At 73.8% G+C, this 24,544-nt stretch carries 22 protein-coding genes; 16 read left to right on the plus strand and 6 right to left on the minus strand.

The features are described 5' to 3' along the window. Positions 1–77: 77 nt before the first annotated feature. Positions 78–812: a lysophospholipid acyltransferase family protein gene (locus I003_RS0101580; protein ID WP_027769872.1), complete on the minus strand. Its 735-nt coding sequence runs from the start codon at positions 810–812 to the stop codon at positions 78–80. Between the two features lie 173 nt (positions 813–985). Here I003_RS0101580 and I003_RS0101585 point away from each other — a divergent pair, with 173 nt between their 5' ends. The 5 genes from I003_RS0101585 (at position 986) to I003_RS0101605 (ending at position 5,890) form a co-directional block, all read left to right on the plus strand. Next, the gene (locus I003_RS0101585; protein ID WP_027769873.1) at positions 986–1,399 is read left to right on the plus strand and encodes a thioredoxin family protein; all 414 of its coding nucleotides are present in this window, start codon (positions 986–988) and stop codon (positions 1,397–1,399) included. 136 nt (positions 1,400–1,535) lie between these two features. Next, on the plus strand, positions 1,536–2,321 hold the full coding sequence (locus tag I003_RS0101590; protein ID WP_027769874.1) for an electron transfer flavoprotein subunit beta/FixA family protein: 786 nt from the start codon (positions 1,536–1,538) through the stop codon (positions 2,319–2,321). A 60-nt stretch (positions 2,322–2,381) separates the two neighbouring features. Then, positions 2,382–3,344: an electron transfer flavoprotein subunit alpha/FixB family protein gene (locus I003_RS0101595; RefSeq protein WP_027769875.1), complete on the plus strand. Its 963-nt coding sequence runs from the start codon at positions 2,382–2,384 to the stop codon at positions 3,342–3,344. Between the two features lie 192 nt (positions 3,345–3,536). Further along, positions 3,537–4,427 carry a hypothetical protein gene (locus tag I003_RS0101600; RefSeq protein WP_027769876.1) on the plus strand — a complete coding sequence of 297 codons (891 nt, stop codon included), beginning with the start codon at positions 3,537–3,539 and terminating at the stop codon, positions 4,425–4,427. Positions 4,428–4,594: 167 nt separating this feature from the next. Beyond that, on the plus strand, positions 4,595–5,890 hold the full coding sequence (locus I003_RS0101605; RefSeq protein WP_078563646.1) for a DUF6986 family protein: 1,296 nt from the start codon (positions 4,595–4,597) through the stop codon (positions 5,888–5,890). A 36-nt stretch (positions 5,891–5,926) separates the two neighbouring features. Here the strand turns inward: I003_RS0101605 and I003_RS0101610 are convergent, their stop codons facing one another. Beyond that, a complete protein-coding gene (locus I003_RS0101610) occupies positions 5,927–7,120 on the minus strand; it encodes a fumarylacetoacetate hydrolase family protein (protein WP_027769878.1) in 1,194 nt (397 codons plus the stop codon). Positions 7,121–7,219: 99 nt separating this feature from the next. Continuing rightward, positions 7,220–8,206 (minus strand): LacI family DNA-binding transcriptional regulator, encoded by a 987-nt coding sequence (locus tag I003_RS0101615; protein ID WP_037719809.1) that lies wholly within the window; start codon positions 8,204–8,206, stop codon positions 7,220–7,222. Between the two features lie 151 nt (positions 8,207–8,357). Between I003_RS0101615 and I003_RS0101620 the strand changes: the two genes are divergently transcribed. Further along, on the plus strand, positions 8,358–9,332 hold the full coding sequence (locus I003_RS0101620) for an ROK family protein (protein WP_027769880.1): 975 nt from the start codon (positions 8,358–8,360) through the stop codon (positions 9,330–9,332). Between the two features lie 144 nt (positions 9,333–9,476). On the opposite strand, the gene I003_RS0101625 is transcribed toward I003_RS0101620, so the two are convergent. Further along, the gene (locus I003_RS0101625; RefSeq protein ID WP_027769881.1) at positions 9,477–11,561 is read right to left on the minus strand and encodes an NPCBM/NEW2 domain-containing protein; all 2,085 of its coding nucleotides are present in this window, start codon (positions 11,559–11,561) and stop codon (positions 9,477–9,479) included. Positions 11,562–11,836: 275 nt separating this feature from the next. On the opposite strand from I003_RS0101625, the gene I003_RS0101630 reads away from it, so the two are divergent. The 6 genes from I003_RS0101630 to I003_RS0101655 all read left to right on the plus strand — a co-directional run bounded on the left by I003_RS0101630 (position 11,837) and on the right by I003_RS0101655 (position 18,014). After that, positions 11,837–13,111 carry an ABC transporter substrate-binding protein gene (locus I003_RS0101630; RefSeq protein WP_027769882.1) on the plus strand — a complete coding sequence of 425 codons (1,275 nt, stop codon included), beginning with the start codon at positions 11,837–11,839 and terminating at the stop codon, positions 13,109–13,111. 6 nt (positions 13,112–13,117) lie between these two features. Next, the gene (locus tag I003_RS0101635; RefSeq protein WP_027769883.1) at positions 13,118–14,038 is read left to right on the plus strand and encodes a carbohydrate ABC transporter permease; all 921 of its coding nucleotides are present in this window, start codon (positions 13,118–13,120) and stop codon (positions 14,036–14,038) included. Further along, a complete protein-coding gene (locus I003_RS0101640; RefSeq protein ID WP_027769884.1) occupies positions 14,035–14,970 on the plus strand; it encodes a carbohydrate ABC transporter permease in 936 nt (311 codons plus the stop codon). The genes I003_RS0101635 and I003_RS0101640 overlap by 4 nt, the downstream gene beginning before the upstream one ends. 376 nt (positions 14,971–15,346) lie before the next feature. Continuing rightward, positions 15,347–16,303 carry an NUDIX hydrolase gene (locus I003_RS0101645; RefSeq protein WP_027769885.1) on the plus strand — a complete coding sequence of 319 codons (957 nt, stop codon included), beginning with the start codon at positions 15,347–15,349 and terminating at the stop codon, positions 16,301–16,303. Positions 16,304–16,471: 168 nt separating this feature from the next. Further along, positions 16,472–17,089 (plus strand): hypothetical protein, encoded by a 618-nt coding sequence (locus tag I003_RS0101650; protein WP_027769886.1) that lies wholly within the window; start codon positions 16,472–16,474, stop codon positions 17,087–17,089. Between the two features lie 133 nt (positions 17,090–17,222). Next, entirely contained in the window at positions 17,223–18,014 is a 792-nt protein-coding gene (locus I003_RS0101655; protein ID WP_027769887.1) for a class F sortase, read from the plus strand. Between the two features lie 62 nt (positions 18,015–18,076). Here the strand turns inward: I003_RS0101655 and I003_RS0101660 are convergent, their stop codons facing one another. Further along, on the minus strand, positions 18,077–19,447 hold the full coding sequence (locus I003_RS0101660; protein WP_027769888.1) for a dipeptidase: 1,371 nt from the start codon (positions 19,445–19,447) through the stop codon (positions 18,077–18,079). Between the two features lie 158 nt (positions 19,448–19,605). Between I003_RS0101660 and I003_RS0101665 the strand changes: the two genes are divergently transcribed. Next, positions 19,606–21,015: a geranylgeranyl reductase family protein gene (locus tag I003_RS0101665; protein WP_078563648.1), complete on the plus strand. Its 1,410-nt coding sequence runs from the start codon at positions 19,606–19,608 to the stop codon at positions 21,013–21,015. On the opposite strand, the gene I003_RS0101670 is transcribed toward I003_RS0101665, so the two are convergent. Beyond that, on the minus strand, positions 20,999–21,451 hold the full coding sequence (locus I003_RS0101670) for a nitroreductase family deazaflavin-dependent oxidoreductase (RefSeq protein ID WP_027769890.1): 453 nt from the start codon (positions 21,449–21,451) through the stop codon (positions 20,999–21,001). The genes I003_RS0101665 and I003_RS0101670 overlap by 17 nt on opposite strands. A gap of 157 nt (positions 21,452–21,608) precedes the next feature. Here I003_RS0101670 and I003_RS0101675 point away from each other — a divergent pair, with 157 nt between their 5' ends. The 3 genes from I003_RS0101675 to I003_RS0101685 all read left to right on the plus strand — a co-directional run bounded on the left by I003_RS0101675 (position 21,609) and on the right by I003_RS0101685 (position 24,517). Then, positions 21,609–22,310 carry a TetR/AcrR family transcriptional regulator gene (locus I003_RS0101675; RefSeq protein WP_027769891.1) on the plus strand — a complete coding sequence of 234 codons (702 nt, stop codon included), beginning with the start codon at positions 21,609–21,611 and terminating at the stop codon, positions 22,308–22,310. 195 nt (positions 22,311–22,505) lie between these two features. Further along, on the plus strand, positions 22,506–23,852 hold the full coding sequence (locus tag I003_RS0101680; protein ID WP_027769892.1) for a sensor histidine kinase: 1,347 nt from the start codon (positions 22,506–22,508) through the stop codon (positions 23,850–23,852). Further along, positions 23,852–24,517 (plus strand): response regulator transcription factor, encoded by a 666-nt coding sequence (locus I003_RS0101685; RefSeq protein WP_027769893.1) that lies wholly within the window; start codon positions 23,852–23,854, stop codon positions 24,515–24,517. Before I003_RS0101680 ends, I003_RS0101685 begins: the two co-directional genes overlap by 1 nt. Positions 24,518–24,544: the final 27 nt, after the last annotated feature.

Consider the following 24,544-nt stretch of genomic DNA (forward strand, 5'->3'; position numbering starts at 1 on the left):
GGCGCCGAGCCGAGGGCGAGGCGAGGCGGGGGTCACGGCGGTGCCGGGGGTACGTCTGCGGCCCGGCCCGCCCGCGCTCAGAACCCCGGCGCCGGCGCGCCGCCCAAGGGCGCGGGCTGCCACCAGTCGTCCTCCGGCCCGCGCGGGCGATCCGGGTACGCGCGCTGCGCGGCCTCCAGCAGCTCCTGTATCCGGTTCTTGAGCCGCTCCGTGAGCTTCTCCGCGTCCTCGTGCGCCCCGTCGGCGGGCGCGCCCGCCGCCCCGTCCACGGTCGGTACCGGCGCACCCAGGCGCATCGTGATCGGCAGGTGGTTCCGCCCGAAGTCGCGGGGCCGGCCCTTGGTCCAGATCCGCTGCGTCCCCCACACCGCCATCGGCAGCAGCGGCACCCCCGCCTGCTGCGCCAGCCGCGCGGCGCCCGACTTGAACGACTTCAGCCTGAACGACTGCGAGATCGTCGCCTCCGGGAAGACCCCGACGACCTCGCCGGCGCGCAGCGCCCGCAGCGCGTGCGAGAACGCCTGCGCGCCCTGGGCGCGGTCGACCGGAATGTGTTTCATCGCGCGCAGCAGCGGGCCGGCGACGCGGTGGCGGAAGACCGGCTCCTTGGTCATGAAGCGCACGAACCGCTTCGACGGCCGGGCCGCGTAGCCGCAGAAGACGAAGTCCAGATAGCTGATGTGGTTGCTCACCAGGACCGCGCCGCCGCGGCGGGGCACATGCTCCTGGCCCGTCATGTCGATGCGCAGGTCCATCGCCTTGAAGGCGGTCTTGCAGATGCCGACGACGGGCGGGTACACGAGGTCTGCCATGCCGGGGTGGTCCCTTCTCCGGCCCGGAGGGTCAGGGGCTCCCGGCGGAAGTGACGCGTGCGTAGGTACGAACTTCCCGATCGTGCCCGACGGGCGCGCCCCGCGCCAGACCCACCCCTTCGGCGTGACGGGATCTTGCCATCAACCCGCTGCGGTGCTGCATGCTGGGGAGCATGGCGGACGGCACGGCGGAGCAGGCGGCGGGACGGCCGGCGGAGCGGCTGACGGCGGCGGACCTGGACGGGGCGTCGCTGGGGGAGCGTGCCACGCTCGTGCAGTTCTCCAGCGCTTTCTGCCGCCCCTGCGCGGCCACCCGGCGGATCCTCGCGGACGTCGCCGGCATGGTCGCGGGCGTGGTGTACGCGGACGTCGACGCCGAGAGCCACCTCGGGCTCGTCCGGAGGCTGGCGGTCGAACGGACGCCGACCGTACTCGTGCTGGACGCGGACGGCCGGGTGGTGCGCCGCGCCGCGGGCCTGCCGCGCAAGGCCGACGTCATCGCTGCGATCGGCGCCGCGGTGCCGGGAGAGCCGGGAGAGCCCGGGCACGTGGCGCACGTAGGAAATGTCACAGCCGAGCGGCCTTGAACGAGGGTGCACGGACCGGTGTACTGGCGAGTAATAAACTGGACGGCGACCACCGGATCCGCCCGGTGGCAGCCGCCGATGGCGCCTATGCTGCCAGCACGGCAGTGTCTCGATACGAAGCGGTGGGAGAGCCGGCGTGACCCTGAGGATCGTTGTCTGTGTGAAGTACGTGCCCGACGCCACCGGCGACCGGCACTTCTCCGATGACCTGACCACCGACCGCGAGGCCGTGGACGGCCTGCTGTCGGAGCTGGACGAGTACGCGGTCGAACAGGCCCTGCAGATCTCCGAGGACGCGGACGACGCGGAGATCACGGTGCTGACCGTGGGCCCCGAGGACGCGCGCGACGCCCTGCGCAAGGGCCTGTCCATGGGCGCCGACAAGGCCGTGCACGTCGAGGACGACGATCTGCACGGGACCGATGTGATGGGCACCTCGCTGGTCCTCGCCAAGGCCGTCGAGCACGTCGGCTACGACCTCGTCGTCTGCGGCATGGCCTCCACCGACGGCACCATGGGCGTGCTGCCGGCGATCCTCGCCGAGCGCCTGGGCGTCCCCCAGGTCACCCAGCTCTCCACCGTCGCCGTCGCCGACGGCAAGGTCACCGGCCGCCGCGACGGCGACGCCGCCAGCGAGCAACTGGAGGCGGCGCTGCCGGCCGTCGTGTCCGTCACCGACCAGTCGGGCGAGGCCCGTTACCCCTCGTTCAAGGGCATCATGGCGGCGAAGAAGAAGCCGGTGGAGACGCTGGACCTGGACGACCTGGGCATCGACGCCGAGGAGGTCGGCCTGGCGGGCGCCTGGACGAAGGTCGAGGACGCCACGAAGCGCCCGCCGCGCACCGCCGGCACGATCGTCAAGGACGAGGGCGAGGGCGGCAGGCAGCTCGCCGAGTTCCTCGCGGGCCAGAAGTTCATCTGAGCGCCCGTCTCCCGTCCGCCGTCCCGCCTTTCGCCCTCGTATCGCAGGAGAACGAGATCCATGACTGAAGTCCTCGTCTACGTCGACCACGTCGACGGCGCCGTGCGCAAGCCGACGCTGGAGCTGCTGGCCCTCGCCCGCCGGATCGGCGAGCCGGTCGCCGTCCACCTGGGCGCCGGCGTCGACGCCGCCGCGCCCGTGCTCGCGGAGCACGGCGCGGTGCGCGTGCTGACCGCCGATGCCGCCGAGTTCGCCGACTACCTCGTCGTGCCGAAGGTCGACGCGCTGAAGGCCGCGTACGACGCCGTGCAGCCCGCCGCCGTGCTGCTGCCGTCGTCGGTGGAGTGCAAGGAGATCGGCGCCCGCCTCGCGGTGCGGATCGGCTCCGGCATCATCACCGACGCCGTGGACGTCGAGGCCGGCGACGACGGCCCGGTCACCACCCAGGCCGTGTTCGCCGCCGCGTTCACCACCCGCTCCCGCGTCTCGCGCGGCACCCCCGTCATCACCGTCAAGCCCAACTCCGCCGCTCCCGAGGCGGCCCCGGTCGAGAGCGCCGTGGAGCAGTTGACGTTCGGCTTCGGCGAGTCCGCGGCCGGTACGAAGGTCGTGGGCCGGACTCCGCGCGAGTCGACCGGCCGCCCGGAGCTGACCGAGGCGGCGATCGTCGTCTCCGGCGGCCGCGGCGTGAACGGCGCCGAGAACTTCCGCATCATCGAGGAACTGGCCGACTCCCTCGGCGCGGCCGTCGGCGCCTCCCGGGCGGCGGTGGACGCGGGCTGGTACCCACACTCGCACCAGGTCGGCCAGACCGGCAAGACCGTCTCGCCGCAGCTCTACATCGCGGCCGGCATCTCGGGCGCGATCCAGCACCGGGCCGGTATGCAGACGTCGAAGACGATCGTGGCCGTGAACAAGGACAGCGAGGCGCCGATCTTCGACCTCGTGGACTACGGCGTGGTCGGCGACCTGTTCGCGGTCGTCCCGCAGCTCACCGGGGAGGTCGAGGCCCGCAAGGGCTGAGCGGCGGGACGGCTCGACCCGCTCGCCGTATCTGCCGCCGTACCCACCGCCGTTCGGAAGGGCCCGCCGCGCCGCGGGCCCTTTCGTGTGCGCAGACACGCGGGCAGGCGGCGGGACGCACCCGGGGGGCCGGGGGCACGGCGCGGGACGCGCCGTGGTTGCGGGGCTGCGCCGCGTGGGAGGATGCGGCGCATGAGCGGGAGCGGTGGCACGAGTCCGTACGCCTGGCTGCCGCGGGACGCGCGGGAGTGGAGCCCGCCGCACAGCGGGCTGCCGAGCACCTGGCCGCGGTTCACGGTGGCGTACGCCCTGCTGGTGCTGTTGCGGATCACCGGGGGCGTGCCGGTGCCGTGGCTGCTCGGGGCGGCGGCGGTCGTGGGCGCGGCGAGCGTGGCGGGGTACTGGCTGCGCCGGCGCGGCCTCCGGCCGCGGGGCGGCAGGTGGGTGGTCGCGGGGCCGGGCGCCGTGTCGCTGGTGGTGCCGGGCGGTGCGGCGGGGGCGGCGGTGCGTACGACGGTTGCGCGCGGGGGCCGGATCCTCGGCGGGGCGGAGGCGGCGGCCGCGGTGCGCGGGGCGGAGGCGCTGCTGCGCGCGGCGGACCGGGATCCGGCGGCGCTGACGGCGGTCGGGCAGGGGCCGGAGCGGGACGGCGGGGTGCTGTACGTCGTGTACGACGAGGGCTCCGCGTTCGTGCTCCGTGCCGGCGCCGGCGGTGCGCCGCGCGCGGACCGGCCGGCCGGAAAGCCGGAACGGGGCACCGGCGGCCGGCAGCGCGCACTCCTCGCCGGCGTGGCCGGGGACCTGGGCACCGCGGTGCCGCCGGATGACGGCACGGGCGGCGCGGGTGACCCCGGTGACGTACCGGACGCGGCGACTCCGGCCGGGCGTGCCGCCGCATCCCTGGCGGCGTCGGCCGCCGCGGCGGCCGGGCCTCCGCTGCCCGGCACCGACCCCGGCGTACGCCCGCTGCCCTGGCCGTCGCGGCACACCACCGCCGCCGCGGCGGACAGTGCGCTGCTCCTGGTGACGTTCGCCGTGCCGGTCGCGCTCTGGCTCGCCCGGGCGGCGGGTGCCTGGTCCTGAGGCTCCGGGCCGGACGGGGTGCCGTCGGCGCGCCGGGGGCCGGGTTCGGCTTGCCGGGGTTCGCGGCCTGCCCGGTGCCGCCGGGTGTGACCGCTCGCCGTCCATTGACGCGCTCGGGACGCCCGGCTAGGTTCATTTCAACATTTTGTTGAATGCCGGGAGGGTGCATGGTGGCGCAGGACGACTCGGCCGCGACCTCGATCGGCGCCCCCGTGCGGGCCCGGATCGCCGTCTCCCTCGCGGCCGTCGACGCCGAACTCGCCCGCCGGTACCCCGGCGACCCCGGCACCCGTCAGCCCGTGCACACCGTCTATGTCCCCGCCGACGCCTTCGGCGCCCATACCGTGCGCGCATGGGGCCGGCAGGCCCTCGACGCGCTCGACGCGCACGCCCCCGACGCCGCCGCCCTCGCCGCCGCGCTGGGGCTGCCCGAGGGCGCGGCGGCGCAGGTGTACGACCGGGTGCGTGCCAAGCTCGCGCGCGAGCCGGTCGAGGACCTGCGCATCGACTTCGAGGACGGCTACGGCCCCCGCCCCGACGACGAGGAGGACGCCGCTGCCGTCGCCGCCGCCCGCGTCCTGGCGGACGCCGTCGCCGACGGCAGCGCGCCGCCGTACGCCGGCATCCGCGCCAAATGCCTGGAAGCCTCCGTCCGCGACCGCGGCATCCGCACGCTCGACCTCTTCCTCACCGCGCTGCTGCGGGCGTGCGGCGGGGTGCTGCCGGACGGCCTGGTGCTGACGCTGCCGAAGGTCACGTACCCCGAGCAGGTGAGCGCGATGGCCGCGCTGCTCGGGGAGTTCGAAAGGGTGCACGGACTCGCGGCCGGGCGGCTGGGCTTCGAGATCCAGATCGAGACGACGCAGGCGGTCCTCGGCGCGGACGGCCGCGCCACCGTCGCGCGGATGATCGACGCGGCCGGCGGCCGGGCGACCGGACTGCATTACGGGACGTTCGACTACAGCGCGGCGTGCGGGGTGAGTGCGGACCACCAGTCGCCGGACCACCCGGTGGCGGACCATGCGAAGGCCGTGATGCAGGTGGCCGCGGCGGGCACGGGCGTACGGCTGTCCGACGGGTCGACGAACGTGCTCCCCGTGGGCGGCACGGCGCAGGTGCACGCGGCCTGGCGGCTGCACTACGGGCTGGTGCGGCGGTCGCTGGCGCGCGCGTACTACCAGGGATGGGACATGCACCCGGCCCACCTGCCGACACGGTACGCGGCGGTGTACACGTTCTGCCGGGAGCCACTGGACACGGCGTGTGCCCGGCTGGCCGCCTACACGGGGCGCGCCGGCGCGGCCGGCGGCGTCCTCGACGAGCCGGCGACGGCGCGGGCCCTCGCCGGCCACCTGCTCCGTGGCCTGGACTGCGGGGCGGTCGACGAGGCGGAGGTCACCGGCCGGACGGGCCTGGGGCGTACGGAACTCGACGCGCTGGCAGGGCGCCCGCCGCAGCCGTGAGGTGACGTGACCGCCGGGCGGCGGGGACCGGGGCGGTCACGGGGTCGCCGCCCGGAGCAGGCCGCGGCGGGCGAAGCCGGCGTAGAGGTCCCGTATCCCCGCCTCCCACGGGGGCGCCTGCTCGCTGGTGGTGACGGTGTTGCGCAGGGTGCCCAGGAGCGGGGTGGAGATCTCCACCAGATCGCCCTCGCGGTGGGTGAAACCGCTGCCGGGGGCGCCGCGGTCGGCGGTGGGTGCGAAGAGCGTCCCGGTGAAGAGCACGACGCCGTCGGGGTACTGGTGGCGGCGGTTGACGGCCTGGGCGACCAGGGTCTCCAGCGGACGGCTGATGCGCGCCATGTCGGAGGAGTCGCTGAGGACGAAGCCGTCCTCACCCCGCACCGACAGGGCGATCGTCGCGTCCCGTACGGAGTCGGCGGTGAAGCCGTCCTCGGTGAGGCGGACGAACGGGCCGAGTGCGGTGGAGGCGTTGTTGTCCTTCGCCTGGGGCAGCAGCAGGGCGCTGCGGCCCTCGACGTCGCGGAGGTTCACGTCGTTGCCGAGGGTGATGCCGGCGATCCGGCCGTCGGAGGCGACGACGAGGACCAGCTCGGGCTCGGGGTTGTTCCACCGGGAGACCTCGGCCACGCCGACCCGTGCCCCGTATCCGACGGCGGAGAGCACCGGGCCCTTCGTGAAAATCTCTGCGTCGGGCCCGAGGCCGACCTCCAGGTACTGCGACCACAGACCCTGCTCGCGCAGCCACGCCAGCAGCTCGACGGCCTCCGGGCTGCCGGCCCGTACCGTCTCCAGCCGGGTGCCCAGCCGGGCGCCGATCCGCGCGCGGATCTCGTCCGCCGCGGCGGCGGCTCCGCCGGCGCGCTCTTCGATGACCCGCTCCATCATGCTGTCCGCGAACGTGACCCCGGCCGCCTTGAGGACCTGGAGGTCCACCGGCGCCAGCAGCCGCGCCTTGCCGGTGTCCTCGCCGGCGGTGGCGGCGAGGACGGCGGCGAGCGGCCAGCTCCGCGCGCCCGCCGCGCCGCGCACGCGGGCGGCGGCGTCGGGGTGCTCCAGCAGGTCCGAGACGGTCGGCCCGAGGTGGGTGACGTCGACGAGGTCGTCGCCGCGGACGGTGACCAGGCTCGGGCCGCCGTCCGCGGGATCGAGGAGGCGGCCGACCAGCAGGGCGGCGTCCGCGTCTGTGGGAAGGACGTCGGCGGGGGAGGAGGGGATTTCACGGGAGGCCATGGGGATGCGGCCTTTCTGTGCGCGTGGCGGCGTGCTCGTACTGACTTCGCATGATGATCGGAACAACGCCGCCGGGGAAGGGTGCGACCGCCCCGGGCGTCAGACCGCCGGCGGGCGTTCGCCCGAGCCGCGGGCTATCAGCCGGGTCGGCAGCACCAGCCGTTCCGGGTCGGCCGCGGCGCCGTCGAGTCGCTGGAAGAGCCGGGCCGCCGCGCGCCGCCCCAGCTCCGCGGGGTCCTGGGCGACGACGGTGATCCCGGGGGAGAGCAGGTCGGCCAGCTCGAAGTCGTCGAAGCCGACGAGCGCCGCCGACCGGCCGCCGGCCGTCAGCGTCCGCACGGCGGTGACGGTGACCCGGTTGTTGCCGGTGAACAGGGCGGTCACCGGATCGGGCCCCGAGGTCATCCGCACACACTCCGCCGCCACCCGCGCCGGCTCCGTGCTGCCCAGCGAGGTCCACGCCCCGGCCACCGGCAGTCCGGCGTCCTCCATCGCCGCCCGGTAGCCGCGCAGCCGCTCGGCGGCGGTGTGGATGCGGGGGTGGTCGCCGATGAAGCCGATCCGGCGGTGCCCGTATCCGGCGAGGTGCTCGACCGCCCGGCGGGCGCCGCCGTAGTTGTCGGACAGCACGGTGTCGGCGCTGATCAGCCCCGGCGGCCGGTCGACGAAGACGGTGGCCACCCCGGCGGCCAGTTCGGGTTCCAGATAGCGGTGGTCGGTGCTCGCGGGCACGACCACCAGCCCGTCCACGCGGCGCGCGCAGAGCGCGAGCACCAGCTCCTCCTCGCGCGCGGGGTCCTCGCCGCTGGAGCCGTGGACGAGCAGCGAGCCGTGCGCGCGGGCGACCTCCTCGACGGCCCCGCTGAGCGGCGCGTAGAACGGGTCGGCCAGGTCCTCCAGCACCAGCCCGACGGTGGCCGTGCGGCCCTTGCGCAGGATGCGGGCGCTGTCGTTGCGGCGGAAGCCGAGCGCGTCGATGGCCTCCCGTACCCGCCGCTCCGTCTCCTGCGTCACGCCCGGCTCGCCGTTGACCACCCGGGAGACGGTCTTGAGGCCGACGCCGGCGCGGGCGGCGACGTCCTTCATCGTGGGACGGCTGCCGTAGCGAGGCCGCTGCGGGCCGCGGAGGTGATCGGGCACGCGCCCGATGATAGGGGCTAGACAACGTTGTCACGATAGGGGCAGACTGACCGCGCACCGCATCCGCCGCCCGCCCCGGCCCCCAGGAGACGCCACGATGGTCGCCGCCCAGCCGACCGAGCTCGTCGCCGCCCTCGACATCGGCGGTACGAAGACGGCCGCGGCCCTGGTCGACGCCGGCGGGCGGCTTCTCGCGCGGACTCAGCGGCCCACGCCCGCCGCCGCGGACGGTGCGACGATCGCGGCAGCCGTGACCGGCGTGCTGCGCGACCTGGCCGCCGCCGACCCCGCAAGCTGGTTCCGCACGACCGCCGTGGGCATCGGCAGCGCCGGCCCCGTGGACGCCTCCGTGGGCACCGTCAGCCCCGTCAACATCCCCGGATGGCGCGACTACCCGCTGGTGGCCGCCGTGCGCGAGGCCGTCGGCGGGCTGCCCGTGGTGCTCGTCGGCGACGGCGTCGCCATGGCCGCCGGCGAGCACTGGCAGGGCGCCGCCCGCGGCCGGTCCGCGGCGTTGTGCATGGTCGTCTCCACCGGCGTCGGCGGCGGTCTCGTCCTCGACGGGCGCCCGTATCCGGGGCCCACGGGCAACTCCGGGCACATCGGCCACATATCGGTCGACCTCGACGGTGACCCGTGCCCCTGCGGCGGGCGCGGCTGCGTGGAGCGGATCGCCTCCGGGCCCAACATCGCCCGCCGTGCCCTCGCCGCCGGCTGGACCCCGGGCCCGGACGGCGACGACACCGCCGCCGGCGTCGCCGCGGCTGCCCGTGCCGGCGACCCCGTGGCCCTCGCCTCCTTCGACCGGGCCGCCAGGGCGCTGGCCGCGGGCATCGCCGCCACCGCGACGCTGGTCGAGATCGAGGCCGCGGTGATCGGCGGCGGCGTGGCGGCGGCCGGGGAGCTGCTCTTCGCCCCGGTACGGCAGCACCTGAAGGCGTACGCCGCGCTGTCGTACGCCTCCGGCGTGGCGGTGGTCCCGGCACATCTCGGTACGGACGCGGGTCTGATCGGCGCCGCCGCGGCGGCGGCGCAGGAGCTGGGCCTGCGGCGGTTCACCGCGACCGGCTGACGGCCGGGAGCGGTGCGGGGCAGCGGCCCGGCGCGTACGGCAGCGGGTGCTGCCGGGCCGGTGCCCCGTGGGCGGGTGCGGCGCCGCGTGCGTCAGGCGCGGCGGCGCACCCGCCCTCCTCCGGCGCGGTGGGCGGGCGGGGCGTCAGCAGGTGAACTGCGCGTCCGCCCAGTCGGCGTGGTCGTAGTCCACGCCGTCGCCGCCGTCCGTGACGACGAGCCGTACGGTCTCGGCCTCGGCGATGTCCGCGGACAGCGGCTGCGCCGGCTTGTCGTTCGTCAGCACGCCGGAGTCCGCGACCTTGGCGCCGTCCGCCCAGACCTCGAAGGACACCGAGCCGTTGGTCCCGGATTCGTCGTCCAGCCCGACCCGGGCACTGAACGTCTCGCACTCCTCACCGGCGTAGAACCCGACGTCGCTGGCGGCGTGCACGCCCAGGCCCTTGGCGAACGTCTCGCCGCCGATCGTCAGCGGCTTGCCGTCGCCGGCCTGCTGCTCGCCGACGCTGGTGTCCCGCTCCACCGGGCCCCAGCCGTTGCCGGCCTCCAGCCACTCCCAGTCGCTCGCATACGTCGTCCCCGCGGGCGGGCTCGCGACCACGTACGCGGCGCCCGCCGAGGTCAGCGACACCGCCTGGCCCGACGGCCCGGCGTAGTCGGCGGTCAGGGAGAACTCCTGGCGGCCCGTGCCGGCGTCCCCGGGCGCGGTGAGCCGCCACGTCGTGGTCAGCGTGCCGCCGGGCCCGAGCTTCTTCGCGGTGGTGGGGGAGCCGGTCTCCGCCTGCCAGCCGTCGGGGGCGTCGAGGGCCACGGTGACGTTCTTCGCCGGGGTGATGCCGGTGTTGCGGAACGTCGTGGTCACCTCGGCCTCGTCCCCCGCCTCGACGTACGGCGAGGAGTCGGCGCCGAACTCGGCGGCCGGCGGGTGGGAGCCGGCGCCGTCATCGGGCCAGACGCGGTAGAGCACGGTGCCGTGCGCGGGCACCGACGCGGAGATCCCGCCGCCGGTGTTGTAGTCCGCGTGCTGCCACAGGTCGCGCAACCGGTAGCCGTCCGCGGCCGGCAGTCCGACGGCCTCGGCGGTGGTGGAGATGCGCTGCGGCGCGTTCGACTCGTTGAACAGGGCCACGGCGCGGCTGCCGTCCGCCATCTCCTTGGCGACGACCCAGCGGCCGTCCTCGGAGGTGACCACGGCGCCCTGCCTGCCCAGCGGGTCCTGGTCGACGGCGATGACGTCCTTGTTGCCCAGGATCTCGAACGTCGCATCGTCGGCCGTGCGCAGATCGGAGCCGATGAGCAGCGGTGCCGCCATGACCGACCACATCGAGAAGTGCGTGCGGTATTCGGTGTCGGTCATGCCGCCGTTGCCGACCTCCAGCATGTCCGGGTCGTTCCAGTGGCCCGGGCCGGCGTACTCGGCGAGCGGCAGGTTCTGCTTCATGATCCCGAGCATGCTCGACCAGTTGTCGCTGATGTCACCGGTGGTACGCCACAGGTGGCCGACGTCCGCGGCCCACTCCCACGGCTTGTTCTGGCCCCATTCGCAGATGCTGTAGACGATGGGCCGGCCGGTGGTCTCGGAGGCGGCCTGCAGCGCGTCGCGCATCTTGGTGTAGCGCTCGACGGCGTCGACACCCTGGTTGTTGCAGTTGTCGTACTTGAGGTAGTCGATGCCCCACTCGGCGAACTGCATCGCGTCGCTCTCCTCGTGCCCGAGGGCACCGGGGAAGCCGGCGGTGTTGCAGGTCTTGGTGCCGGCGCTGGTGTAGATGCCGATCTTCAGGCCCTTGGAGTGGACGTAGTCGGCCACCGCCTTGATCCCGTCGGGGAAGCGCACCGGGTCGGGGACGAGCTTGCCGTTCGCGTCGCGCTCCGGGAGGGCCCAGCAGTCGTCGAGGTTCACGTACTCGTAGCCGGCGTCCTTCAGGCCCCGTTCGACGAAGATGTCGGCGATGCCCTTGACCATCTCGTGGTCGAACTCGGCCCGGCAGTGGGTGGAGTTCCAGTTGTTGAAGCCCATGGGCGGGGTCTTCGCCAGCCCGTCGGGCAGCCGGAGCTCCGGCTGTGCCGCCGGCTTCGCGGCGGAGGCCGCGTCCTGCGGCTGGGTTCCCGTGGGGGCCGCCGCGCTCGGCCCGGAGAGGGCCGCGCACAGCGCGGCGGCGCCCACGGCGCCGACCACCGCGCGCGCGTACGGTCTGGCGGCTCTTCGTGCGGATGACAGTTTCCGCATCGGATCCACTCCTCTGGCTGGGGGGTGTTGCGGACGTGTTGGGTCATGGACGCGTTACCCGAGCGTTTACGGTAGAGCTTGTTGGCTTCTGTCGGAAGAGATGCGGTAACAGTTGACCCGACAGTCGGTCAAAACCCTTGACAGTGCCGGTGGGTGGAGGTGTGATCCCACAATCTTCGTTCGGTTGTGTTTGGTTAACACTCCACGGAAGGGGAGCGATGAGCGCCTCATCTTCTGCCCGCAGGACTGCAGGCCGCCCCACCACCGCACCACCGATGACGCGCCGGAGTCTGCTGCGAGGAGCCGCTCTCGGCGCCGGCGCCGTCACCCTCCCGGCCCTGCTCGCCGCCTGCGGAAGCGGCCCGGGCGGGGACGGCAAGACCGTGACGCTGGGATCCAACGCCTCCGACGAGGTGCCCCGCAAGGCGTTCCAGGACGCGTTCGACCTTTTTGAGAAGAAATCGACGAAAAAGGTCGAGGTCAACACCGTCGACCACAACACGTTCCAGGAGAACATCAACCGCTATCTGCAGGGCCAGCCCGACGACGTGTTCATGTGGTTCGCCGGCTACCGCATGCAGTTCTTCGCCGAGCGCGGGCTGCTGACCGAGATCAGCGACCTGTGGAAGGGCTTCGACGGGTTCTCCGGCGCGCTGAAGGACCAGTCCACCGGCGCCGACGGCAAGCAGTACTTCGTGCCGTACTACTACTATCCGTGGGCGGTCTTCTACCGGAAGAGCGTCTTCGAGCAGAGCGGGTACGAGATACCGACGACGTTCGACCAGTACACCGCCCTGGCCAAGCAGATGCAGAAGGACGGCCTGGTCCCGTTCGCCTTCGGCGACAAGGACGGCTGGCCGGCCATGGGCACGTTCGACTACCTCAACATGCGCGCCAACGGATACGAGTTCCACAAGTCGCTGATGGCCGGCGAGGAGTCCTGGACCGACCCCCGGGTGCACGAGGTCTTCGACCTGTGGCGCGGCCTCATGCCGTACCACGACAAGGGCGCCAACGGCCGTACCTGGCAGGAGGCGGCGCAGTCGCTGGCGCAGAAGGAGACCGGCATGGCCGTCTTCGGCCTGCCGCAGCCCGGCCAGCAGTTCTCCGAGGCCGACCGCGAGGACCTCGACTTCTTCGCGTTCCCGGAGATAGCGCCCGAGCACGGCCAGGACGCGGTCGAGGCGCCCATCGACGGCTTCCTGATGTCCTCCAAGGTCAAGAACGAGGAGGGCGCGCGGGAGCTGCTGAAGTTCCTCGCCACCCCGGCCGCCGAGGATGCGTATCTGAAGTCGGATCCCAACAACGTCGCCGTGCACTCCGGCGCCGACACCTCCGCCTACACGACGCTGCAGAAGAAGGCGGCGGAGATGGTGGCGGACGCCAAACAGATCTCCCAGTTCCTCGACCGGGACACCCGCCCGGACTTCGCCTCGACGGTCATGATCAAGGCCCTGCAGGACTTCATCAACGACCCCGACGACATCGACGGCCTGCTCAAGGGCATCGAGAGCCAGAAGAAGACCATCTTCACCGAAGGCCAGGAGTAGCCCGCCGTGCCGCTCGTCACCCACGCGCGGCGCACCCGACGGCGGGGCCCGCGGCGGTTCACCGCCCGCGACCTCGCTGTCATCGGCGTGCTGCTGGGCTTCACCATCCTGCTGGACCTGTTCATCATCTGGGGGCCGACCGTCGCCTCCATCACCCTTTCCTTCTCCTCCTGGGACGGTCTGTCCGACCTGAGCTGGGTCGGCGGCGACAACTACGACACCCTCGCCGGCGGCGACTACCCGCCGTTCTGGCCCGCGGTGCGCAACAACCTGCTGTGGATCGCCTTCCTGGGGCTGGTGGCCACGCCCTTCGGGCTGCTGCTCGCGATCGTCATCGACCGCGGCGTGCGCTTCTCGCGCTTCTACCAGTCCACGATCTACCTGCCTGTGGTGCTCTCCCTCGCCGTCGTCGGCTTTATCGCCCAACTGATCTTCTCCCGCGACCAGGGCGCGCTGAACGCCATCCTGGGCAACGAGAACAACCCCACCGACTGGCTCGGCGACCGCGACCTGAACATCTGGATGGTGCTGCTGGCGGCCGGCTGGCGGCACACCGGCTACGTGATGATCCTCTATCTGGCCGGACTCAAGGCGGTGGCACCCGAACTGAAGGAGGCCGCCGCCATCGACGGGGCGAACGAGCGGCAGACCTTCCTGCGCGTGGTCTTCCCCACGATGCGGCCGGTGAATGTCGTCGTCCTCGTCATCACCGTCATCGAGGCACTCCGGGCCTTCGACATCGTCTACGCCATCAACAAGGGCAGAAACGGCCTGGAACTGCTCTCCGTGCTCGTCACCGACAACATCATCGGCGAGGCCAGCCGCATCGGCTTCGGCTCCGCCATCGCCGTGGTGCTGCTCACCGTCTCCCTGGGATTCATCGTGACGTATCTGGTGCAGGAGATGCGCGGGGAGGAGCACCGATGACCGCCGACGTGCCCACCTCGACCGCCCCGCGCCCCGCAGCCGCGCCGGCCCGGGAGCCGGACCGGGCCGCCGGGAGGCGGCCGCGCCGCGGCCGGTTCGGCGTGCACCTCTTCCTCGGCGGGGTCTCGCTGGCCTTCCTGGCACCGCTGCTGCTCGCGGTGTACGCCTCGCTGCGCCCGTACGAGGAGACCGCCGAGCACGGCTACTTCTCCCTTCCCCGCACGCTGTCCTTCGACTACTACCGGCAGGCGTTCTCCGACTCGGAGATGAGCAAGTACTTCGTCAACTCGCTCATCATCGCGGTGCCCGGCGTGCTCATCGTGCTGTTCCTGGCGTCGTTCGCCGCCTTCGTGCTGGCCCGGTTGCGCATCCGCGGCGGGTTCTTCCTGCTCATCCTCTTCACCGCGGGCAACCTGCTGCCACAGCAGGTCATCGTCACGCCGCTGTACGTGATGTTCAACCGCATCGAGCTGCCGTACTGGATGTCCGAGTCGATGACGATGTACGACTCGTACTGGGCGGTCATCTCCGTCAACGTCGGCTTCCAGCTCGGCTTCTGCATCTTCGTGCTGGCGAACTTCATGCGCGCGATGCCCACCGAGATCCTGGAGGCCGCCGTCGTCGACGGTGCCGGGGTGTGGACCCAGTACTGGCGGATCACCCTGCCCCTGTGCCGTCCGGCGCTGGCGGCGCTGGGGACGCTGCAGTTCACCTGGATGTACAACGACTTCCTGTGGGCGCTGGTCTTCATCTCCGACGGCGACAAGCTCCCGATCACCTCGGCGCTCAACAACCTGCGCGGGCAGTTCTTCACCGACTACAACCTGCTCGCCGCCGGATCCGTACTGGTCGCGCTGCCGACGGTCATCGTCTTCCTGCTGCTGCAGCGCCACTTCATCGCCGGGCTGACGCTCGGCTCCATGAAGGGGTGAGGCAACGGGACCCGGGACGGCGACCCGCCGGAGGGAGAGGCGACGGCGGCCCGGGGGGAGCCGTCGGTCAGCCCTTCTGACCTCCGGACCGGGCCGCCGAACCCGGCCCGCGTGAAGCGGGTAGGTGAGTGTCAGCCTGCCCGGGCGGGGGCGTGCGGTGGAGGGGCCGAACGGTCCCCTGCCGGACCCCGTACGGCCCGGTTGGACCGGGCCGTACAGGCGTACGCGCGCGCCGGCCACCGCTTCGTCCGCGACCCGGCGTGATTGCGCCGGGTCGCGGCGCTGTGACGTAGCCCGGTGGCCAAAGTCCTCGCACGGAGTTTCCCCGGGAGCAGGAAGCGGGCAACTCTCTGGGGGCGGCTGAGAGGGGGAACATGTGATCGTCTGGCTGAACGGCGCATGGGATACGGGTCTGCGCCGCGTCGCGCACGAGCTGGTGGAGCTGACGCCGGGGAGCATCCTCTACGACCCGGAGCTGACGGGCGGACACCTGCGCGCGCTGCTCCCGCAGAAGCGCCTGGACGAGGTCGGCGACGAGCGGGAGCTGCCGTCGTGGCGCCGGCTGGTGATGGAGACGGCGGCCGCGCTGATGGCGGAGGCGGACGGTCCGCTGGTGGTGCCGGCGGCGCTGCAACGCCAGGAGCACCGCGACGAGATCTTCGGAAGGCTGGCCTCGCGCGGCTTCGAAGTGCGGCATTTGCTGGTCTCGTTTGACGAAACGATCCTGCATGCCGACTCCTTCCCGAACTGGCTCACCTGCGACGCCCATCTCGTCGACGCCGCAGGTCACACGCCCCGCGAGGCCGCCGAGGAGATCGCGTCCCGCCTGCGTGCCGGGGCCGGATACTGCGACATCGTGCAGAACTCCGAACCCACCGGCGAGACGCTCGCCGCCGGGGTACTGCTCTTCGACGAGGACGACCGGGTGCTCCTCGTCGACCCCACGTACAAGCCGGGCTGGGAGTTCCCCGGCGGCGTGGTCGAGGCCGGCGAGGCGCCGGCGCGCGGCGGGGTCCGGGAGGTGGCGGAGGAGCTGGGGCTGAGCCTGCGGCGGGCGCCCCGGCTGCTGGTGGTGGACTGGGAACCGCCCCGCCCGCCCGAGTACGGCGGGCTGAGGCTGCTCTACGACGGCGGGCGGCTGGGTCCCGCGGAGGCGGCCGGCGTGCTGCTGCCGGGACCGGAACTGCGCGCCTGGCGGTTCGTCACGGAGGACGAGGCGGGCGGGCTGCTGCCGTCGGTGCGGTACAGCCGGCTGCGCTGGGCCCTGCGGGCCCGGCGGCGGGGGGCGGCGGTCTACCTGGAGGGCGGCGCGCCGGTCGCGGACGGGGCGTAGCGCGAGGGGGAGGCGCGGGACGCGACGGGAGACGGCGGCAACCCAATCGGCCCTGCTCGTGCCCCATTCGGCAGTCGGTGAGTGCGTGTCGGTGCCTCCGGCTGCATAGCGTCTCTGCTAGCGGCGGCCCACGTCGTCGCGTCCCCCCACGTCAGGAGCAGACGAGCCATGCGGATGATCACCACGGTGCTGGCCGCCGCGGCCGTCGGTGCCGTCGCCGCCGGTCTCACGGCGACGGTGGCGACGGCGCAGTCCCACGAGGACGACAACACCTCCTTCGGCTTCACCGTCAGCCCCAGGACCGTCACACCGGGCGGCAGGGTCGATCTGACCGTGACCGGGTGCGACAAGGAGGCCACGGCCTCGTCGGGAGTCTTCGACAAGACGACCCTCGGCATGGGCGGCGGCACCCAGAGCGCGCAGGTGAGGGTTGACCTGGACGCCAAGCCGGGCGCCGTCTTCGACGTGACGTTCACCTGCGGCGCCGAGTCCGGCACCGCGCCGCTGACGATCGTCGCCGGGGCGGCTGCCGGCGCCACGTCCGGGCCGTCGCAGGAGCCGGGCAAGGAGGCCGCCCCACCGGCCCGGCCGGCGCAGCCCGGCAAGGAGACCGTACGACCGGTCCGGCCGGCGCCGGTGAAGCCGACCCGGCCGGCCCGCGGCGGGCTGGGCGGCTCCCAGGAGGACCACACCGCGATGCTCTCCGGCGGCGCCGGTCTCACGGCCGCCGGAGCGTTCGGCGGTGTCCTGCTCCTGCGGCGCCGTGCGCTGCCCGGACGCGACTGACCCCGCGGCACGGACACCGATCCGCATCGCGCGTAACGACCCGGGGCCCCGGAACCGCGGGGCGGTACGCCGCAGGCCGCACCCCGGCCTTCCCGTACCCCGCGCGGTTGCCCACGCAGAAACGGTCCGCACCATGCCCGAGCAACGCCTCATCGACCCCTACGCGACGATGCCCTACGGCATGACTCCGCACGGCACGCCGCCGCACGACACGTCCGGCCGCGGGCCCGCCCCGAACGGCACCGCACCCGGCGGTCCGCCCCCGGACCCGGGCGAGGACGGGGGCGGTGGGAGCGTGGCCGCCGCCCTGCGCGACAGGTTCGCCGCGGGCTTCGTCATCTGCGTGATGCTTCTGGGCATCGGCATGATCCACACCGCGCTCACCGGCGGCTTCGGCCCGCCGCAGCCCTCGGCGAAGAGCGCCCTGGCCGGCGGCGGCCCGCGGGCGCACCCGCCGCTGCCCGCCTCGACGCCCACCGCGATCCGCATCCCCGCCATCGGCGTCGACGCCCGGCTGACCGGCGTGGGGCTGGACCCGGACGGCTGGCTCGCGGCGCCGCCCCCGGATGCGCGCAGCCTCGCCGGCTGGTACCGGGACGCGGCCACCCCGGGCGCCGCCGGCACCGCCGTCGTCACCGGGCACGTCGACGACGCGGCGGGACCGTCCGTCTTCTACCGCCTCGGGGGCCTGAAGCGCGGCGATGTCGTCGCGGTGGACCGCAAGGACGGCCGCACGGCGCAGTTCACCGTCTACGCCGTCGAGGTGTTCGACGCCGACGCCTTCCCCAGCCGGCGCGTCTACGGCGACACCGACCGCGCCGAACTGCGCGTGCTCACCTGCGGGGGCGGCTACCGTGACGCGGGCGGCAACCCCGGCTACCAGGGCAACGTCGTCGTCTTCGCCCGGCTCACGAACGGCGGCTGACGGCCGCACCCGGTCCGGCTCACCGCAACCGCCCTCCGGCCGGGCCGCGCCGGCCCGCGGACTCAGTCCGTGCGCCCGGCCGCGTACGTGTGCAGGAACAGCGCCTCGGCGAACGACAGCCGCTCCAGCTCCTCCGGCGACACGCTCTCGTTCACCGCGTGGATCTGCGCCTCCGGCTCGGAGAGCCCGATCAGCAGTATCTCCGCCCGCGGGTACAGCTCGGCCAGGGTGTTGCACAGCGGGATCGTGCCGCCCTGGCCGGCGACCTGCATCTCCTCTCCCGGGTACGCCGCGCGCATCGCCTCGGCCATCGCGCGGTACGCGGGGCTGGTGACGTCGGCGCGGAACGGTTCGCCCGAGCCGTACGGCTCGGTGGTCACCCGTACGCCCCAGGGCGCGTGTGCCTCGAAGTGCGCGGTCAGCCGCTCCGTGGCCTCCGTCGCGTCGTGGCCGGGCGGCAGCCGCAGGCTCACCAGGGCCGCGGCGGTGGCCTGCACCGACGGCGTGGCTTCGGCCACCGAGGGGACGTCCATGCCGACCACCGTCACCGCGGGGCTCGACCAGATGCGGTCCGCGACGCTTCCCGAGCCGATCAGCTCCACGCCGTCCAGCACCTTGGCGTCGCGGCGGAAGGTCTCCTCCTCATACGCCAGGCCGTCCCACCGGGTGCCGGGCGCCAGGCCGTCGACGGTGGTCGAGCCGTCGGGGCCGCGCAGGGAGTCGAGGATGCGGATGAGCGCGGCGAGGGCGTCGGGGGCGGCGCCGCCGAACTGGCCCGAGTGCAGGTTCCCCGCCAGCGCGTCGACCTGCACGCGGAGCATCGTCATGCCGCGCAGGGTGGCCGTGACGGTGGGCAGCCCGACGCGGAAGTTGCCGACGTCGCCGATGACGATCGTGTCGGCCGCCAGCAACTCCGGGTGCTGCTCGGCGTACTGCTGCAGACCGCCGGTGCCCTGCTCCTCCGAGCCCTCCACGATGACCTTGACCGAGACCGGCACGCCGCCGTTCTCGCGCAGTGCGCGCAGTGCGGTCAGGTGCATGAGGACGCCGCCCTTGCAGTCCGCGGCGCCGCGCCCGTACCACCGGCCGTCGCGCTCGGTCAGCTCGAAGGGCGGGCTGACCCACGCCGATTCGTCGAGCGGCGGCTGTACGTCGTAGTGGGCGTAGAGCAGCACGGTGGGGGCGCCGGCCGGGCCCGGGAGATACCCGTACACCGAACGGGTGCCGTCCGGGGTGTCGAGCAACCGGACGTCCGTGAAGCCTTCGGCGGTCAGCGCGTCCGCGACCCAACGCGCGGCGGCGTCGGACTCGCCCGGCGGGAAGCGCTCCGGATCGATGAGTGCGACCGAGCGGTAGGAGACCAGCTCGGCGAGCTCGGTACGGGCGCGCGGCAGCAGGCCGGCGACGGTGCCGGCGAGCCGATCGGTGTCCATGGGAACGCTCCTCGGGGCAACTGCGTTGTGTCCTGCGGTGTCGGGTCCCGGGATCGGGGCGAGCGGTGACGATCATCGCACAGCGGTGCGTCGTTCTAGGATGCGGCAGGTGGGCGCCCTCGGGTGGGGGCGGCCGGAAACAGGAGCAGAGAGCCAACGTGACCAGCGAGAACGAGGCGGGCAACGAAGCGGGCGAGGCGGCGGACGGCCGTTCGCCCGGCGACGCGCGGGACGCGGCGGGGGACGGGACGCCGGATCCGGCGCCGGAGGACGCCGCGGCCGGCGAAGCCGGTGCCGACGCCGGTGAAGAGACGGGTGCCGCGGCCGTGGAAGAGGGCGGCGGGCAGACCGGAGGCGAGGCCGGCGGGGACCCGGGCGTCTGGGACGTCGTCGTGATCGGCGCGGGGCCGGCCGGGGCCTCCGCGGCGTACGCCGCCGCCGGTCAGGGCCGGCGCGTCCTGCTCCTGGAACGCTCCGAACTGCCCCGGTACAAGACCTGTGGCGGCGGCATCATCGGGCTGTCCCGCGACGCGCTCCCGGACGGCGTCGAACTGCCCCTGCGCGATCGGGTCAACGCCGTGACGTTCACCCTGCGCGGACGGCTCGGCCGCACGCGCCGCTCCCGCCGCATCCTCTTCGGACTCGTCAACCGCGCCGAGCTGGACGCCCGGCTCGCCGAGGCCGCCCAGCGCGCCGGCGCGCGCCTGCGTACCGGCGTGACCGTCGCCCGCGTCGAACAGCACGGACCCGACGTGCCGGACCGGCGCACGGTCGCCGTGCATCTCGCGGGCGGTGAGAAGGTGCTGGCCCGCGCGGTGGTCGGCGCGGACGGCAGTGCGGGGCGGACCAGCAGCCACGTCGGGGTGGAGCTGGAGCAGGTCGACCTGGGGCTGGAGGCGGAGATCCCGGTGCCGCCGGAGGTCGCCGACGACTGGCGCGGCCGGGTGCTCCTCGACTGGGGCCCGTTGCCGGGGAGTTACGGGTGGGTCTTCCCCAAGGGCGACACGCTGACCGTCGGCGTGATCTCCGCACGCGGCGACGGCGCCGCGACGAAGCGGTATCTGGAGGAGTTCACGGCCCGGCTGGGGCTGGCGGGCTTCGAGCCGAGCCTGTCGTCGGGGCATCTCACGCGCTGCCGCGCGCACAATTCGCCGCTCTCCCGCGGCCGGGTCGTGGTCTGCGGCGACGCCGCCGGGCTGCTGGAGCCGTGGACCCGTGAGGGCATCTCGTACGCGCTGCGCTCCGGACGGCTCGCGGGGGAGTGGGCGGTGCGGATCGCCGAGGCGCAGGACGCGGTGGACGCCCGCCGCCAGGCGCTCAACTACGCCTTCGCCGTCAAGGCCGGCCTCGGCGTGGAGATGGCGGTCGGACGGCGCATGCTGGCGGCCTTCGAGCGGCACCCCGGGGTGTTCCACGCGGCGCTGACCGGATTCCGGCCGGCGTGGCACATGTTCACGAAGGTCACGCAGGGGACGACGACGCTCGGCGAGATCGTCCGCACCCACCCGGTGGCCCACCGGGCGCTGACGCTGCTGGACCGGAAGGGCGCGCTCAGCGGGTCTCGGTGAGGCGGAAGACCGGATGGTCGGGGGCGGCGGCGAGGAGTTCCTCGTCGGAGGAGGTGGCCGTCACGCCCTGGAAGTACTGGTTGACCTCCCAGCCCCAGCGCTGGAGATAACTGCGCAGCACGGGCACGGCGACGGCGGGCGGCAGCTCCTCGGCGGTGAAGGCGCGCACCTTGCGCCCCACGCGCAGCTCGCCGCCGCCGGCGGCGCGCATGTTTCGTACCCACTGGGAGTGGCCGCGGGCGGAGACGAGGTACTGGTCGCCGTCGTGCCGGTGGGGATTGACGGGCAGGCGCAGCATCCTGCCCGACTTGCGGCCGCGCACGGACAGCTCCGCGCTGCCCATGACGCTGACGCCGTGGCGCGCGAGCCAGCCCACCACCTTGTTGAACCGCGAGGCGAGGGGACCTGCCTTGAGGTAGTAGGGCTGTGTGGTCATCGGGACCTCCCGGTGTGAGCGCCGATCCGAACCGAGAGCAGTGCTCTCTCCAGGGCAAGTGTGCCTCAGGGGGTGGATCGATGCAAGAGCGCTGCTCTCGGTTCTGTGCATCGATCTCCTTTGTGTGCACTGCTCTCCCAATGGCAGACTGACGTTCATGACGAGGGTCACAGGAGCCAGGGAGCGCGCCCGCATCGAGATCGCGGAGAGCATCAGGGCCGAGGCCAGGCGCCAGCTCGCCGACGCGGGCGCCGCCCGCCTCTCGCTGCGCGCCGTCGCCCGCGAGCTGGGCATGGTCTCCTCCGCGCTCTACCGCTACTACCCCAGCCGTGACGACCTCCTCACCGCGCTGATCATCGACGCCTACGACGCCGTCGGCGCCGCCGCGGAGCGCGCCGTCGCCGCGGCGCCCGCCGCCGACCCGGTCGCCCGCTGGACCGCCGCCTGCCGGGCCGTACGCCGCTGGGCACTGGCCCACCCGCACGAGTACGCCCTCATCTACGGCTCCCCCGTCCCCGGCTACGCCGCCCCCGAGACCACGACCGACCCCGCCTCCCGCGTCGCCCGCGCCCTGATCGGCGTAGCGGAGGACGCCGCCGACGCCGGGCTGTTCGACCCCGCGACCGTTGAGTCCGCCGCCGTGCTCCGCGACGCCGAGCAGGTGATAGGCCGCCTGGGCATGCGGCTGCAACCCGCGGGGATGGCGCGCCTGATCGCCGCCTGGTCGCAGCTCTTCGGACTCGTCGGCTTCGAGGTGTTCGGCCAGTTCCACGACGTCGTCCACGCCCGCGAGGAGTTCTTCGACGGAGCCGCTGCGGACCTGGGCCGCGCCATCGGCCTGCGCACTCCCGCCGCGTAGCCGTCCCCCGCCCCGCCCCCGCCGCCCGCACGGTCCCGGACCGGCCCCGGGCCCGCGCCCTGCCGGCTCCCGTCCGCCGATCCCTCCACCACTGCCGGCCCCTCGCCCCGCTGAGCAGGTACTCCACCGGGAGTACGCCGGGTGTCCGCGTACGGCTGACGCCCGGGGGCGCCCCCGCCCGTTAGCGTTTCAGCCATGCGACGCGGAGGACGCCCGTGGTGGGGGCGGGACGAGGAGGCCGGCGGCCGGCGGTGGCCGCCGTTCGGCGGACCCCACGCCCTCCGCGGCGGCCCCGCCGGTCCGGACGACCTCGACGCCCCCGACGGCAGCCCGCTGCCGGGCATGCTCGGCCGGCTCTCCAGCCGCGACCGCCTGCCCTGGCGCTCCACGCTCTTCCTGACCTTCTTCATGGTCGCCGGCACCCGCGGCGCCGCCCAGGCCACCGACCGTGTCGATCCCTTCCCCGGCGCCCTCGGGTTCCTCTTCGCCGCCGCCGCCCTCCTTCTGCTGCGGCACCGCTACCCGCGCACCGCCGCCTTCGGCACCGTCGCCGTCTGTCTCGGCTACCTGGCCGCGGGCTTCCCCTACGGGCCGATCTTCCTCAGCGCCGCCGTCGCCTGCTTCGCGGCGATCTCGGCGGGGGAGCGGCACGCCGTCTGGGGGGCGCTCGCGCTGCTCTTCGCCGGCCACATCGCGTACACCTCGCTGCTCTACCGCTGGCTGCCGCCGGGCGACGACGGCGGCGGCCACTGGGGGCAGGTGCTGTTCGTCCTCGCCTGGGTGCTGGCGGTCGTCGCGGGCGGCGAGCTGATGCGTACGCGCCGCGAGCAGCGGGCCGCGCTACGGGCGGAGCGTGAGCAGGCCAGGCGCCGCCGCGCCGACGAGGAGCGGCTGCGCATCGCCCGCGAGCTGCACGACGTCCTGGCGCACAGCATCTCCGTGATCAACGTCCAGGCCGGTGTCGGCCTCGCGCTCCTCGACCAGCAGCCCGAGAAGGCCCGCGAGGCGCTCACCACCATCAAGTCCGCCAGCAAGGAGGCGCTCGGCGAGGTCCGCCAGGTGCTCGACGCGCTGCGCACCCCCGGGGGCGCGCCGCGCTCGCCCGCCCCCGGCCTGGACCGGCTCGGCGAGCTGAAGGAGCAGGCCGCCGCGGCCGGTCTGACCGTGGACGTCACCGTCGGGGGCGACCGCACCCCGCTGCCGCCGGGTACCGAACTGGCCGCGTTCCGCATCGTCCAGGAGGCGCTGACCAACGTCGTCCGCCACTCCGGCTCGCGCACCGCCCGGGTCCTGGTCCGCCACGGGCCCGGCGAGCTGGAGCTGTGCGTCGACGACGACGGCCCCGCCACCGCGAGCGGCCTCACCGGCGGCGGCAACGGCCTGGTCGGCATGCGCGAGCGCGCCTCCGCGCTCGGCGGGACCGTCGAGGCGGCCACCCGCCCCGACGGCGGCTTCCGGGTGCGGGCCCGCCTCCCGCTCCCGGCGGATACCGTGAACACCGGCCGCGGGACCCGCGACCGCGACACCCCGGAGGAGCGCTAGTGATCCGCGTGATGCTCGCCGACGACCAGGTGCTCGTACGGGCCGGCTTCAGCGCCCTGCTCAACGCCCAGGAGGACGTGGAGGTGTGCGGCGAGGCGGCCAACGGCGAACAGGCCGTGGCCCTCGTGCGCGAACAGCGCCCGGAGGTCGTCCTCATGGACATCCGGATGCCGGTCCTCGACGGCCTGGAGGCCACCCGCCGGATCACCGGCGACCCGGACCTGGCGGGCGTGAAGGTCGTCATGCTCACCACCTTCGAGCTGGACGAGTACGTCTTCGAGGCGATCCGCTCCGGCGCCTCCGGCTTCCTGGTCAAGGACACCGAGCCGGAGGAACTGGTGCGCGCGGTACGGGCCGTGGTCGACGGCGACGCGCTGCTCTCCCCGGGCGTCACCCGCCGGCTGATCTCCGAATTCGCCGCCCGTTCCAAGGAGCCCGCGGCGGCAGCGGCGCTGGACGGGCTGACCGAGCGGGAGCGGGAGGTCATGGCGCTGGTGGGCATGGGGCTGTCCAACGAGGAGATCGCCCGGAGGCTGGTGGTCAGCCCGCTGACCGCCAAGACGCACGTGAGCCGGACCATGGTCAAGCTGGGGGTACGCGACCGGGCGCAACTGGTGGTGCAGGCGTACGAATCGGGGCTGGTCCGCCCCGGCTGGCTCGGCTGAGCCCGCACCGGTCCCGCCCCACCCCCA

The organism is Streptomyces sp. CNQ329, assembly GCF_000482585.1.